Origin of the sequence: Salinispora mooreana (genome assembly GCF_000379065.1) — a bacterium.
GTDB classification, from domain to species: domain Bacteria; phylum Actinomycetota; class Actinomycetes; order Mycobacteriales; family Micromonosporaceae; genus Micromonospora; species Micromonospora mooreana.
Genome location: NZ_KB900614.1, coordinates 2465899 through 2479162, shown reverse-complemented (window position 1 = coordinate 2479162; position 13264 = coordinate 2465899). Strand labels below are relative to the sequence as shown.

The following is a 13264-nucleotide window of genomic DNA, read 5'->3' as shown; positions in this document are numbered from 1 at the left end:
GACGGACGCCGGGTGACGGCGTCGCAGAATGAGGTGAACGCGTGACCGAGGCGCGGATCGAGACAGAACTGCCGCCGCCGCTGCCCGAGGGCGGGCTGCGGATCATCCCGCTGGGCGGGCTCGGCGCCATCGGTCGGAACATGACCGTCTTCGAGTACGACGGGAAGCTGCTGGTCGTTGACTGCGGCGTGCTCTTCCCGGACGTGGAGCAGCCGGGCGTGGACCTGATCCTGCCCGACTTCGCCCCGATCCTGGACCGCCTCGACGACGTACAGGCGATCGTGCTCACGCACGGCCACGAGGACCACATCGGTGCGGTGCCGTACCTGCTCGCCCACAAGCCGGACATCCCGCTGGTCGGTTCGGAGTTCACCCTCGCCCTGGTCGAGGCGAAGCTCGCCGAGCGGCGGATCCAGCCGTACACGCTGACGGTGCGGGAGGGCGGCCGGGAGCAGCTGGGCCCCTTCGAGTGTGAGTTCTTCGCGGTCAACCACTCGATCCCGGACGCGCTCGCCGTGGCTATCCGTACCCCGGCCGGTCTGGTGCTGCACACCGGTGACTTCAAGATGGACCAGCTCCCGCTGGACGGCAGGATCACCGACCTGGCCGGCTTCGCGCGGCTCGGTGCCGAGGGGGTGGACCTGCTCCTGTCCGACTCCACCAACGCCGAGATTCCCGGCTTCGTCACGCCGGAGCGGGAGATCGGCCCGGTGCTCGACTCGATCTTCGCCAAGGCCCGGGGCCGGATCATCGTCGCGTCGTTCGCCTCCCATGTGCACCGGGTCCAGCAGGTCTTCGACTCCGCGGTGGAGCATGGCCGCAAGGTGGCCCTGATCGGCCGGTCGATGGTGCGCAACATGGGCATCGCCCGCGACCTCGGTCTGCTGAACATCCCACCCGGCCTGGTCGTCGGGCTCGACGAGGCCACCAGCATGCCGCCCGACCAGATCGTGCTGATGTCGACCGGCAGCCAGGGTGAGCCGATGAGCGCGCTGGGCCGGATGGCCAGCGGTGATCACCGGCATATCACCATCGCCCCCGGCGACACCGTGGTACTCGCCTCCTCGCTGGTGCCCGGCAACGAGACCTCGGTCTACCGGGTGATCAACCGGCTCGCCCGGGCGGGTGCCGTCGTCGTGCACAAGGACGTGGCCAAGGTGCACGTCTCCGGGCACGCCCCCGCGGGCGAGCTGCTCTACCTGCTCAACATCGTTCGGCCGAGCAACCTGATGCCGGTCCACGGGGAGTGGCGACACCTGCGCGCCCACGCCCGGCTGGGCATCGAATCCGGCGTCTCCGCCGATCGGGTGGTGCTCTGTGAGGACGGCGACGTGGTCGACCTGGTTGAGGGGCGGGCCAGCCTGGTCGGTCAGGTCAAGAGCCGGTACGTCTACGTTGACGGCCTCGCCGTCGGGGACGTGTCGGAGTCGCTGCTCACCGAGCGGCGGATCCTCGGCGACGGCGGGTTCATCGCGGCCACCGTGGTGGTCGACTCGGTCACCGGGAAGGTGGTCGGTGGGCCGACCGTCTCCGCCAAGGGCTTCTCCGAGGACCCGGAGGCGTTCAGCCCGGTGGTGCCCTTGATCACCGAGGCACTCAACCGCGCCGCCTCCGACGGCATCACCGACCCGCACCAACTGCAGCAGATCGTGCGGCGCACGGTGGGGCGGTGGGTCAACGACGCCTACCGCCGTCGCCCCATGATCGTGCCGAACGTGGTGGAGGTCTGAGCCGAGGTGGGGCGAGGTCGGGGAGCCGGCCCGGGTCAGGGCAGCTCCGCGACCGCGTCGGCGTACGCCGAGCCGGTGCGTACCGCGGCGGCCAGCAGCACATCCAGCTGGGTGGGCGCGACCCCGTGGGACAGGTCGGTGCTGACATCACCGGCCAGCACCAGCTCGGCGCCGGAGTCGTGCACGTACGCCGTTGGTAGGAGCCGGTCCTGGTTCCAGGCGTTGCAGAACGCGTACGCCTCGGCACGTCGGTCGGCCGGCAGCCGGCGGCTGGCCACGGCGCGTACGTGCAGGACCTCGCCGCGCTCGCCGGCCCGCCGTACCTGGATCAGCGCCTCGCCCCAGCGCCCCACGACGGTGTCCGTGGCGTCCAGGACGTACTGGTCGCCGCGGCGGTCCAGGGCGTTGGTGATCGCGGCCAGGCTGAGCGGGGCGGGCTGGTCGTCCGGTTGGTCGTCCGGCTCGCGGTCGGGCTCGTCGTCGTCCGAGCTCTCGAACGGCAGCGCTACCGGGTGGGCCAGGGCCCGTTCGGCTGCGCCCCGCTCGTCCAGCCAGGACGCGACCCGGCCGGACTGGTGCCCGGTGCCGTTGCGCGCGTCGAAGCTGCCGGCGAGCCCGGTGGCCAGGTCGGTCAGCGTGGCCCCGAGGGCGGCGATGTCCAGGTCGGCCGCGGGCCGTTGCCCGTACGCGGGGCGGTGCACTTGCTGCTCGCCGAGGTCGGCGGCGACCGCGACCCCGCACATCAGCGCACCGGCGGCGGCGAACTCCATCGCGGACAGCTCGTCGGGAGCCCGGTCCAGCCGGGGTAGCTGCTCGGTGAGCAGAGCCAACCCGCGGACCGGGTTCCCGCTGAGCGCGCAGAAGCGCAGATGCGCCGCGAGGTACGCGAAGCCGGCCCGCTCGCGTCGGTGCCGCTGGTATGCGCGCACGTGCGCCGCCGCGGCCGACTCGGTGGCGCCGACTCGGAGCCACGGCAGCATCCCCGCGGCGAATCCCCGTTCGGGTGCTCCGGTGCAGTCCTCCGGGTCCACGCCGGCCAGGACGTCCAGCGCGGCGGACCACTCCTCCCACCCGGCGAGCAGCTCTGCCCGTCGGACGGCGGCGCAGCTGACGCAGCCGTCAGCCGGGGTGGCGGGCGCCGCTACCCAGCGGTCATACCAGGACCGGGCGGTCGGCTCGTCGCCAAGGTGGTCGGCGATCCGGCAGTAGAGTTCGGCGGCGGTCGCGGTGTCGGCGGTGCCGAGGTCGTCGAGGAGGGCCCGGGCCTGGTCCAGGCCACCACGCGGGCTGCCGAGCAGGGCTTCGACCGCGTACCGCCGGTAGCGGGCCAGGGTCTCGTGACCGTCGGGCGGCAGCAGGTCGGGCCGCCGGTCCACGGCGGCGAGGCAGCGGCGGACCGGCTCGACGAGGCGCCACCGCCCTTCGTCGAGCAGGTAGGTCTCGATCAGCGCGAGCCGGGCCGCCAACGCCGACTGGTCGTCGCCGGCGGCATCGGCCCGCGCGGCGATCCGTTCCAGCTCGGCGCTGCGTGCCTCGCCGTCGGGGGAGTCCCGGGCGTCTGCCAGCTCCTCGGCGAGGGGGCGGCCGTCCCGCCCGGGTCGTTGGCGGCGTGGGGGCCGCCCCGGCCAGCCGAACTCCTCCAGCCCACGGCCGCCGGGCTGCCCGATCACGACCGCACCCCACCGGGAAGCCGGGCCACCTCGGCGGCGAGCTGGCAGCCGGTGGTGATGCCGCGGTCGAGGAGCCGGTCGAGTTGGTGCGGGGTCACGCCGCGTTCGAGGTCGGTGATGACCTCCCCACAGATTCGTGCCCGACCGTCATCTTCGACGTGTACGAACGCCTTGGGCCAGAGCCGGTCGTGGTTCCAGGCGTTGCAGAAGGCGTGCAGCGTGGGAACGTACTCGATCGCGAACGTGGGGGCCACGACGGTGCGTACCTGGAGGAGCTCGCCGGCGGTCCCGGGCCGCCGGAACCAGATGAGGCTGTCGGCCCACCGGCCGACCAGTTCCCCCGCCGGGTCGGTCTCCACCGTGTATCCCCGCTGGGTGAGTACGGTGGCGATCAGCTCATCGGTGAGCGGGCTCAGGGCGCCCGGGTAGCCGCCCAGGAGGCGGTCCGGAATGTCCCCGGTCGGCGACGCCATGCGGCATCCCTTCTGAGGCGAGTATCACGACCGGCGGCGGATTCGCGTGCCGACGCGCGGACACGACCTGAAATAGCGGCGATCCGCCGGGTACCGCCGCTAGGTTGATGCTATGGCGGGCCGTACCTCTCAGGCGAGTCGGCGGCGCGGCGCGTCGCCGCGAGGCAGCACGAAGAACCGTGCCCGGCAGCCGGCGAAGAAGCCCCGTGCTGCCGCCAAGCGTCGTCCGCCGGCCCGCACCAACCCGGCCGGCTCGGTGGGCCGGGCGCTCGGGGCACTGTGGATGGGGCTCGCGCACGGGGTGGGCTGGTCGGTTCGCGCCGCCGGCCGGCAGGCCGCCGCGGCCCGTGGCCTCGAGGCAGAGCACCGGCGCGACGGCGCCGGGCTGCTGGTACTCGGCCTCGCGCTGTTGAGCGCTGCCAGCATCTGGTTCGACAAGGCCGGACCGGTCGGGGAGTGGCTGGCCGACGCCATACGGCTGTTTCTCGGTGCGATCGCCGTCGTGGTGCCGGTGCTGCTGATGATCGGCGCCTGGCGGCTGATGCGGGAGCCGACCGCTCCGGAGCACCGGGGGCGGGGCCCGATCGGCTGGGCGTCCATGCTGGTCGCTACGGCCGCGCTGCTGCACATCGGGCAGGAGCCGACCTCGCAGGCGCAGCGGGACTTCGCGGGTGGCCTGATCGGTGCGGGGGTGGGGAGCCTGCTCGAGCGGGCGGTGACCGCCTGGGTGGCCGTGCCGCTGCTGCTGCTGCTCCTGGTCTTCGGGCTGCTGGTGGTCACCGCGACCCCGATCAACAAGATTCCGGAGCGGCTCGGTCTGTTGGCCGGCACGGTGGTCGGCACCCCGGCCGGCGCGGAGGCCACCGAGGAGGCCGCGGCGGAGACCGGCAAGCCGGTTCGCACACGTGCGGCGAAGCGGACGCCGCGACCAACGCCGGACCCCGATGACTTCGCCGATGACCTGGCGGGCGCGGACTTGCAGGAGACTCTCGTGCTGCCCCGCAAGTCGTCGGCGAAGGTGCCGGCCAGTCGGAAGCCGGCGGAGCCGCCGGAGCACTCGCCGCTGCCCACCCGGGCCGAGCAGCTCGCGTTGACCGGGCTGGCGGGCGACTACGCGCTGCCCCCGGCGACCCTGCTGGGCAGTGGCGCCGCTCCCAAGAAGCGCAGCCGGGCCAATGACGAGGTGATCGCCGCGTTGACCGGGGTGTTCGAGCAGTTCGACGTGGACGCCGCGGTCACCGGCTTCACCCGGGGACCGACGGTGACCCGGTACGAGGTCGAGCTGGGCCCCGGTGTCAAGGTGGAGCGGATCACCCAGCTTTCCCGCAACATCGCGTACGCGGTGAAGTCGCCGGACGTGCGCATTCTCAGCCCGATCCCGGGCAAGAGCGCGATCGGTGTGGAGATCCCGAACACTGATCCGGAGAATGTCGCCCTCGGCGACGTGCTGCGCTCTCGGGCGGCCACCAGCGACCACCACCCGATGGTGGTCGCGCTCGGTAAGGACATCGAGGGCGGCTACGTGGTGGCCAACCTCGCGAAGACGCCGCACATTCTCATCGCGGGGGCCACTGGCGCGGGGAAGTCGAGCTGTCTGAACTCACTGCTGGTCTCGCTCCTGACCCGGGCCACCCCGGATGAGGTGCGGCTGCTGCTGATCGACCCGAAGCGGGTCGAGATGACCGGCTATGAGGGGATCCCGCACCTGGTCACGCCGATCGTGACGAACGCCAAGAAGGCGGCCGACTCGCTGGAGTGGGTCGTGCGCGAGATGGACATGCGCTACGACGATCTGGCCGCCAACGGGGTCCGGCACATCGACGACTTCAACCGCAAGGTTCGCAATGGTGAGATCACGGCCCCGCCCGGCAGCGAGCGGGAACTGCGGCCGTACCCGTACCTGCTGGTGATCGTGGACGAGCTGGCCGATCTGATGATGGTCGCCCCGCGGGACGTGGAGGACTCCATCGTCCGGATCACCCAGCTCGCCCGGGCCGCCGGCATCCACCTGGTGCTTGCCACCCAACGTCCGTCGGTGGACGTGGTGACCGGTCTGATCAAGGCCAATGTGCCGTCCCGGCTCGCCTTCGCGACCTCATCACTGGCGGATTCCCGGGTCATCCTGGACCAGCCGGGCGCGGAGAAGCTGCTCGGTCGCGGTGATGGTCTCTTCCTGCCGATGGGGGCCGCCAAGCCACTGCGCATTCAGGGCGCGTGGGTGACCGAGCGGGAGATCGCCGATGTGGTCCGGTTCTGCAAGGAGCAGCGGGAGCCGGAGTTCCGCTCGGATGTGCTCACCGTGGCCCAGGAGGGCAAGAAGAAGATCGACGAGGATATCGGCGACGACCTCGACCTGCTGGTGCAGGCGGTGGAGCTGGTGGTGACCTCGCAGTTCGGCTCCACCTCGATGTTGCAGCGCAAGCTGCGGGTCGGTTTCGCGAAGGCGGGTCGGCTGATGGATCTGATGGAGACCCGCGGCGTGGTCGGCCCGTCCGAGGGCTCCAAGGCCCGGGATGTGCTGGTGAAGCCGGACGAGTTGACGGAGGTTCTGGTCGGCCTGCGGGGCGGCGATGACTGACGCGACCACCGTTGTGCCGGCGGGGCTGGTCCGGCCCCGGTCCGGCCGTCAGTGGTAGATCTTCAGACCCACCACGCCGGCGATCACCAGCAGGAGACAGAGGATCCGGGGCAGGCTGGTCGACTCGTTCAGCGCCACCATCCCCACCACGGCGGTACCGACCGTGCCGATGCCGACCCACACCGCGTAGCCGGTGCCGACCGGGATCTCGCGGAGCGCGTAGGCGAGGCCGATCATGCTCAGGGCGGCCGTGATGGCGAAGACGATCGTGGGGACGAGCCGGCTGAAGCCGGCGCTGCGGTCGAGGGCGATGGCCCACGCGGTTTCGAGGAGTCCGGAGAGCACCAGCACGATCCAGGCCATTGCCGGACGGTAGCAGCTACCGGAGCGGAGCAGCTCGGTAGAGGTGATCTTCACCACTGTGGCTGGGGCTAAACCTGACTTTATCTTGCAGTATCAGTCCATGCCGCTGCTTCTCACCGACTCCGAGGTCGCTGCCGCGCTCGATGCTCCGACGACCATCGCCGCCATGCGGGACGCGCTGCGTGCCGCTTACGCCGGTCGACTGGTCGCCCCGCCCCGCGCCACCGCGCCGCTGGACGGGGGCCGGATGATGCTGGCCGCCGGGCACCTCGTCGATCAGTGGTACGGCTCCTGCTCCTACGACACCTTCGGGCTCGCGGGAAGCGAACCGGTGGTGGTGCTGCACGACGCCCGCACCGGCGGCGTCCGGGCGGTCGCGGTCGGAGGGGAGCTGAGCTCCCGGCGTACCGGTGGACTGGGCGGGGTCGCCATCGACGCGTTGGCCCGCCCGGACGCGGCCACGCTCGGGGTGGTCGGCTCGGGCCGGCAGGCGTGGGCACAGGTCTGGGCCGCCGCGGCGGTACGGCCCCTGCGGGAGGTGCGCGTGCACAGCCGCTCGGCGGCGCGGCGTACCGCCTTCGCCCACCGGGTCCGCGCCGAACTGGGCGTACCGGCGCGGGCAGTCGACTCCGCGGCGGCGGCCGTCGCCGGCCGGGACATCGTGGTGATCGCCACCACCAGCACCACCCCGGTGGTGGACGCCGCGGACCTCGCGCCCGGCGTCCATGTGAACGCGGTGGGCTTCAAGCAGGTCGACCGGCACGAGTTCGGCCCGGATCTGCTGGACCGGGCCGAGGTGCTGGTCACCGACTCGCCGGCCCAGGCCTCCGGGTACGCCCCACCGATGCTCGCCGCCCTGCCCCCGTACGCCGGACGGCTGCGTGACCTGGGCGCGGTCCTGGCGGCGGCGGTGCCCGGCCGGACCAGCGCGGACGAGATCTCCGTCTTCTGCTCCACCGGCCTGGGCGGAACCGAGATCTTCCTGCTCGACCGCGTGGTCCGGGTCCGGGTCGCCGCGACGGTCTGACCCGCCGAGGCGGCGCTACCGGGCCGGCCCGGACGGGATCCCCGTCGAGGCCGGCCGCTGGCGGTTGCCGGGAGGTCAACCCGCGCCCGGTACCCTCGGGTGGTGTCTGCCACCCCTCCCGCACCCGCCGACGGCCGCCGCGTCGCCCTGCTGACCCTGGGCTGCGCCCGCAACGAGGTCGACTCCGAGGAGCTGGCTGCCCGGCTGCACTCCGACGGCTGGCAGGTGACCACCGACGGCGAGGGCGCCGACGTGGTGGTCGTGAACACCTGCGGGTTCGTCGAGAAGGCCAAGCAGGATTCGATCCAGACGCTACTGGCCGCCGCCGAAACCGGTGCCAAGGTGGTGGCGGCGGGGTGCATGGCCGAGCGGTACGGGCGGGAACTCGCGGAGAGCCTGCCCGAGGCCCAGGCGGTGCTGAGCTTCGACGACTACCCGGACATCTCCGACCGGCTCGGAGCGGTGCTCGCCGGAACCGCGGTTGACGCGCACACCCCACGGGACCGGCGGGATCTCCTGCCGCTCACCCCGGTCCGGCGGGCGGAGGCGGTGGTGTCGGTGCCGGGCCACGGCACCCGGGCCGCTGCGGCTGGTCCTGGCGGGCGGTCCGCTCCGGTCGAGGTCGACGAGCACACGCCTGCGCACCTGCGGCCGGTGCTGCGCCGTCGGCTCGACACCGGGCCGGTCGCGTCGCTCAAGCTGGCCAGTGGCTGCGACCGACGGTGTGCCTTCTGCGCCATCCCCGCCTTCCGCGGTGCGTTCGTCTCCCGTCCGCCGGAGGCGCTGCTCGCCGAGGCGGAGTGGCTGGCCAGGACCGGCGTGCGGGAGCTGGTGCTGGTCAGTGAGAACTCCAGCTCCTACGGCAAGGACCTGGGCGACCCGCGGGCGCTGGAGAAGCTGCTGCCCCAGCTCGCCGCGGTGGACGGCATCGTTCGGGTGCGGGCGAGCTACCTCCAGCCGGCCGAGACCCGTCCCGGACTGGTCGAGGCGATCGCCACCACGCCGGGCGTCGCCCCGTACTTCGACCTGTCGTTCCAACACTCCAGCGAGACGGTGTTGCGACGAATGCGTCGGTTCGGCTCCACCGACCGGTTCCTGGAGCTGCTGAGCAGCATCCGGGCGCTGGCCCCGGAAGCTGGCGCGCGGAGCAACTTCATCGTCGGGTTCCCCGGCGAGACCCGGGCCGACGTCGCGGAGCTGGTCCGCTTCCTGGAGGAGGCGCGGCTGGACGCGATCGGGGTGTTCGACTACAGCGACGAGGACGGCACCGAGGCCGCCGGTCTGCCCGGCAAGGTCACCGCCGCCACCGTCAAGCGCCGCTACGACCGGCTCAGCGCGCTCGCCGACGAGCTCTGTGCGCAGCGGGCCGAGCAGCGGCTCGGCTCGACTCTGCAGGTGCTGGTCGACTCGGTCGACGAAGGTGTGGTGGAAGGCCGGGCCGCGCACCAGGCTCCCGAGGTGGACGGCTCGACCACCCTGGTCGCGCCCCCCGAGGGCGGGGTGGACCTGACCGCCCTGCGCCCCGGTGACCTGGTGCAGTGCACGGTCACCGCTACGGAGGGTGTGGACTTGATCGCCGTACCGGATGCGATGATCTCCGCGGCTCCTGGCGTCGCACGGTGACGGTCGGTCCAGGGGGTTCGGCCGGCGCACCTGGTGCGGGGCCGGGCCGGCGGCGGGATGCGGCGATGACCGGAGCGGCGGAGCCGTCCCCGGCGGCCCCCCGGGTGCCGGTGCTCAACGCCGCCAACGCGCTGACGTTGCTGCGGCTGGTGTTGGTGCCGGTCTTCGCCGTCTCGGTGGTCGTCTCCGAGTTGACTCACGTCGGCTGGCGGATCGTGGCCTGCCTGATCTTCGTCGGGGCTGCCTTCACCGACCTGGTGGACGGTTGGATCGCTCGCCGTTTCGGCCTGGTCACCTCGGTGGGGAAGGTGGCCGACCCGATCGCGGACAAGGCGCTCACCGGCGTCGCGCTGCTGCTGCTCTCCTTCTATGACCAGCTTCCGTGGTGGGTTACCGGAACGATCCTCTTTCGGGAGCTGGGCATCACCGCGCTGCGGTTCTGGGTGATCCGGCACGGCGTCATCGCCGCCAGCCGGGGCGGGAAGATCAAGACTGCCCTGCAGACCCTCGCGATCATCTGGTATCTGTGGCCCATGCCGGCGCCCCTGGACCTGGTCGGACCATGGGTCATGGGTGCCGCGGTGGCGGTTACGGTGGTCAGTGGCCTCGACTACGTGGTGCGGGCGCTGCGCCTGCGCCGACAGAAAACGGGCTGACCAGGTCCGGCGAAGGGGGAGCCACCGTGGGGCTGGGAGCGGACGGTGAGCGGCCCGCCGAGGGCCCGGCCGCCAGCGTTGTGCATGGCCTGGCGAAGCGGCGGGAGACGCTCGCCACCGTCGAGTCGCTCACCGGCGGCCTGCTCGCCGCCACGATCGTGGAGGTCGCCGGGGTGAGCAGCGTCTACCGCGGCGGGCTGGTGGTGTACGCGACCGAGTTGAAGTCCCAGCTGGCCGGAGTGTCGGCGGAGTTGCTCGCCGGGCGCGGTCCGGTTGACCCGGACGTGGCCGTGGCGCTCGCGCTGGGGGGCCAGCGACGGTGCGCCGCCGACTGGGGGCTGGCCACCACCGGGGTGGCTGGACCGGAGCCGCAGGGCGGCAAGCCGGTCGGCCTGGTCTACGTGTCGGTGGCTGGTCCGAGCGGCTGCGTGGTCCGGCGACTGGAGTTGGGCGGGGGCCGTGATCTCATTCGGTCCGCCGCCGTGGTGCAGGCGCTTCGACTGCTGGCCGAGCAGGTGGCCAAGATGCCCGGCGCTGCCGGCGGTGGTGCATAGCGACACCGACCGTGATACGGTCAGCACTCTTTGTCGATGGCATTGCCGTTCGGTGGGTTTGCCGGGCCGCGGTCTGATTGGGCAGGCGGGGCAGTATGTCGGTCAGGCCGACACCGGGTACGGTTGCGGGATGGTTTCGGTGGTCGGGGCCCGGACTCCCCGGGTCGTCGAGGCACGGAGTGTTCCTTCTGGGGAGGTGTGATGGTCCTGCTACGCCGGCTGATCGGTGACGCGCTACGGGCACGCCGGCAGGGGCAGCACCGCACCCTGCGCGAGGTTTCCTCTGCCGCCAATGTCAGTCTCGGCTATCTGTCCGAGATTGAGCGTGGGCACAAGGAGCCGTCGAGTGAGCTGTTGGCCGCCATCTGTGACGCGCTTGGTGCCCGCCTCTCCGAGCTGCTGCGTGAGGTGAGCGACACGGTGGCGCTCGCCGAGCAGATGCCGGGGGTGCTGGTGCCGGTCCAGGATGAGCCGACCGGGCAGCAGCCCGCCCCGGTCCCGGCCGCCAGCCACGGCAAGACCGCCGGCCGGTCGGTCCGCCAGGTCTCCTCCGACGGCACGGTGTCGGTGCAGGTTCGCCAGGAGTCGCCGCTCAAGGCGACTCTGCACACCCGGGTTCGTAAAACGGACCGGGATGTGGTCTGCGCCGCCTGAGCGCGCGTAGGGTTATCATGGCCCGCTGCGTTGTCGGCGGCTGCCCAAGCTGGCACCCGCCTGCGACGATGGAGCCACTGTCGTCCCGGCCGGCCAGGTCGCGGCCGGCCGCGTCGCTAGTGAGGGGATACCGCGGAGATGGCGAACCCGTTCGTCAAGGGTTGGAAATATCTGATGACGCTCTTTGGCGCCACACTCGACGAGCGTGCCGATCCGAAGGTGCAGGTTCAGCAGGCGATCGAGGAATCTCAGCGGCAACACCAGCTACTCGTCCAGCAGGCCGCCGCGGTGATCGGCAACCAGCGGCAGCTGGAGATGAAGCTGTCCCGGCAGATGTCCGAGGTCGAGCGGCTGCAGGGCAACGCCCGCCAAGCCCTGGTCCTGGCCGACCAGGCCCGCGCTCGGGGCGGCGTCGCCGAAGCCACCCGCTACGAGCAGTCCGCTCAGGCGCTCGCCACCCAGCTGGTCGCCGCCGAGCAGGCCACCGAAGACCTCAAGACCCTGCACGACCAGGCGCTCGGCGCGGCGGCGCAGGCACGTAAGGCGGTCGAGAACAATTCGATGATTCTCCAGCAGAAGCTCGCCGAGCGGGCGAAGCTGCTCAGCCAGCTCGAGCAGGCCAAGATGCAGGAGAACGTCGCCGCGTCGCTGGAGTCGATGTCCGCGATCACCGCCCCGGGTACCACCCCGACCCTGGACGAGGTGCGCGAGCGCATCGAGCGGCGCTACGCCAACGCGATGGGCCGAGCCGAGCTCGCCGGCAACTCGGTCGAGGGCCAGATGCTCGACATCCAGCAGGCAGCCCTCGACGCGGCGGGTTCCGCCCGGCTCGATCAGATCCGCGCCGGCATGGCCGGGGAGCAGCTACGCGGCACTGCCGAGCGGCCCGCCGTCACCCAGCCCGAGCAGCAGGGTGCTCCGGTCGCCGACCCGGCCGCCGCGGCCCGGCTCGACGAGATTCGCTCCACTCTGGGCCGCGAACGCGGCACCGGGGACAGCACCGCCGCCGGCTGAGCGGCGCGGGTGGGGAGGCGACGTGGCAGACGAGCGGACGCGGTACTTCCGGCGGCTGAGCCGCCGACGGCGGTCTGCCCGCCGATGGAGTGTCATCGCCGGTGGGCTCGGCGGCGCGGCGGCGGTGCTGACGCCGTACGCCGGTCTGGGGTTGCTTGACGCGGCCTGGGCCGCCGGTGCGGGCGGGGCGATCGTGCTCGCCGCCTGGCGCTGGGCCGATCTGCGGGCGCTCGCCGCCCAGCCGGCGCCGCCGGCGTTGGACCCGGCCGAGGCGGCGGCCCATTCGCGGGCCCGGCTGGTCGCGGCGGTGGAGCGCCTTCCCGCCGGCTCCGGCATCCTCGGGGAGGCCCGCCGGGTGCGGTCCCGGGTCGCACTACGCGGCACCAGCGCCGCCGAGCCGTGGGGCCGGCTGGATCGGGCCGGGTCGACCTTCGCCGGCCTGCGGGGCCGGCTGACCGGGCTGGCGGCGCCCGCGGTCGCCGAGGCCACCGCGGCCGACCGCTCCCTCCGGGACCTCGCCCTCCGGGTCGCGGAGGTCGAACGGGCCATTCGGTTCGCGCCACCCGAGACCCGGCCCTCGCTTGAGCAGGCCTGGACGGCCCTCGCCGGCCAACTGCACAGCGGCGTCGCGGCGTACGAGCGGCTGGTGGCAGCCGCCGCTGGTTACGTGGCCGAGAACGTGCGGTCCGATGTCCCAGAACCGGCGGTGGCCCGGCTCACCGAGGCGACGGACCTGCTGCACGGGGTGGCTTCGGCGTTGGCGGAGCTGCGCGCCACCGACCCCACCTTCCGTACCTCCTGAGCCAACCGGGCCGGCGCAGCAGTGGGCTTCCGACGCCGTGCGGCATGGCGCTGACACCGAGGAGCACGACCGCCCGGGGGCGTACGCACTCGCGGCCCCCTGCGGCCCCGCCCGCCGCGG

The 13264-nt window shown here is 72.5% G+C and carries 12 protein-coding genes; 9 read left to right on the top strand and 3 right to left on the bottom strand.

The window, feature by feature from the left end; translation table 11 throughout:
- Positions 1–41: 41 nt before the first annotated feature.
- The gene (locus SALPAC6_RS0111705; protein WP_018253605.1) at positions 42–1730 is read left to right on the top strand and encodes a ribonuclease J; all 1689 of its coding nucleotides are present in this window, start codon (positions 42–44) and stop codon (positions 1728–1730) included.
- Between the two features lie 35 nt (positions 1731–1765).
- Here the strand turns inward: SALPAC6_RS0111705 and SALPAC6_RS0111700 are convergent, their stop codons facing one another.
- Both SALPAC6_RS0111700 and SALPAC6_RS0111695 read right to left on the bottom strand, forming a co-directional pair.
- Positions 1766–3400: a type III secretion system chaperone family protein gene (locus SALPAC6_RS0111700; RefSeq protein ID WP_018253604.1), complete on the bottom strand. Its 1635-nt coding sequence runs from the start codon at positions 3398–3400 to the stop codon at positions 1766–1768.
- On the bottom strand, positions 3397–3873 hold the full coding sequence (locus SALPAC6_RS0111695) for a type III secretion system chaperone family protein (protein WP_018253603.1): 477 nt from the start codon (positions 3871–3873) through the stop codon (positions 3397–3399). The genes SALPAC6_RS0111700 and SALPAC6_RS0111695 overlap by 4 nt, the downstream gene beginning before the upstream one ends.
- 112 nt (positions 3874–3985) lie before the next feature.
- Here SALPAC6_RS0111695 and SALPAC6_RS0111690 point away from each other — a divergent pair, with 112 nt between their 5' ends.
- The gene (locus tag SALPAC6_RS0111690) at positions 3986–6451 is read left to right on the top strand and encodes an FtsK/SpoIIIE family DNA translocase (protein ID WP_018253602.1); all 2466 of its coding nucleotides are present in this window, start codon (positions 3986–3988) and stop codon (positions 6449–6451) included.
- 48 nt (positions 6452–6499) lie between these two features.
- Here the strand turns inward: SALPAC6_RS0111690 and SALPAC6_RS0111685 are convergent, their stop codons facing one another.
- Positions 6500–6814, bottom strand: coding sequence for a DMT family transporter (locus tag SALPAC6_RS0111685; protein WP_018253601.1), 315 nt, complete (start codon positions 6812–6814; stop codon positions 6500–6502).
- A 100-nt stretch (positions 6815–6914) separates the two neighbouring features.
- On the opposite strand from SALPAC6_RS0111685, the gene SALPAC6_RS0111680 reads away from it, so the two are divergent.
- The 7 genes from SALPAC6_RS0111680 (at position 6915) to pspM (ending at position 13144) form a co-directional block, all read left to right on the top strand.
- Entirely contained in the window at positions 6915–7841 is a 927-nt protein-coding gene (locus SALPAC6_RS0111680) for an ornithine cyclodeaminase family protein (RefSeq protein ID WP_026189577.1), read from the top strand.
- 99 nt (positions 7842–7940) lie between these two features.
- Positions 7941–9464 (top strand): 30S ribosomal protein S12 methylthiotransferase RimO, encoded by a 1524-nt coding sequence (rimO, locus tag SALPAC6_RS0111675; protein WP_018253599.1) that lies wholly within the window; start codon positions 7941–7943, stop codon positions 9462–9464.
- Between the two features lie 65 nt (positions 9465–9529).
- Positions 9530–10120 (top strand): CDP-diacylglycerol--glycerol-3-phosphate 3-phosphatidyltransferase, encoded by a 591-nt coding sequence (gene pgsA, locus SALPAC6_RS0111670; RefSeq protein WP_018253598.1) that lies wholly within the window; start codon positions 9530–9532, stop codon positions 10118–10120.
- Positions 10121–10146: 26 nt separating this feature from the next.
- On the top strand, positions 10147–10674 hold the full coding sequence (locus SALPAC6_RS0111665) for a CinA family protein (protein ID WP_018253597.1): 528 nt from the start codon (positions 10147–10149) through the stop codon (positions 10672–10674).
- A 201-nt stretch (positions 10675–10875) separates the two neighbouring features.
- Positions 10876–11328 (top strand): helix-turn-helix domain-containing protein, encoded by a 453-nt coding sequence (locus SALPAC6_RS0111660; RefSeq protein WP_018253596.1) that lies wholly within the window; start codon positions 10876–10878, stop codon positions 11326–11328.
- A gap of 138 nt (positions 11329–11466) precedes the next feature.
- Entirely contained in the window at positions 11467–12342 is an 876-nt protein-coding gene (locus SALPAC6_RS0111655; protein ID WP_018253595.1) for a PspA/IM30 family protein, read from the top strand.
- Positions 12343–12364: 22 nt separating this feature from the next.
- A complete protein-coding gene (pspM, locus tag SALPAC6_RS0111650; protein ID WP_018253594.1) occupies positions 12365–13144 on the top strand; it encodes a phage shock envelope stress response protein PspM in 780 nt (259 codons plus the stop codon).
- Positions 13145–13264: the final 120 nt, after the last annotated feature.

What these genes read in the sequence shown, in the direction of transcription:
- SALPAC6_RS0111695 (WP_018253603.1), bottom strand. Translation starts at nt 3,873, where the DNA reads ATGGCGTCGCCGACCGGGGACATTCCGGACCGCCTCCTGGGCGGCTAC.
- SALPAC6_RS0111690 (WP_018253602.1), top strand. Translation starts at nt 3,986, where the DNA reads ATGGCGGGCCGTACCTCTCAGGCGAGTCGGCGGCGCGGCGCGTCGCCG.
- SALPAC6_RS0111685 (WP_018253601.1), bottom strand. Translation starts at nt 6,814, where the DNA reads ATGGCCTGGATCGTGCTGGTGCTCTCCGGACTCCTCGAAACCGCGTGG.
- SALPAC6_RS0111680 (WP_026189577.1), top strand. Translation starts at nt 6,915, where the DNA reads ATGCCGCTGCTTCTCACCGACTCCGAGGTCGCTGCCGCGCTCGATGCT.
- pgsA (WP_018253598.1), top strand. Translation starts at nt 9,530, where the DNA reads ATGACCGGAGCGGCGGAGCCGTCCCCGGCGGCCCCCCGGGTGCCGGTG.
- SALPAC6_RS0111660 (WP_018253596.1), top strand. Translation starts at nt 10,876, where the DNA reads ATGGTCCTGCTACGCCGGCTGATCGGTGACGCGCTACGGGCACGCCGG.
- SALPAC6_RS0111655 (WP_018253595.1), top strand. Translation starts at nt 11,467, where the DNA reads ATGGCGAACCCGTTCGTCAAGGGTTGGAAATATCTGATGACGCTCTTT.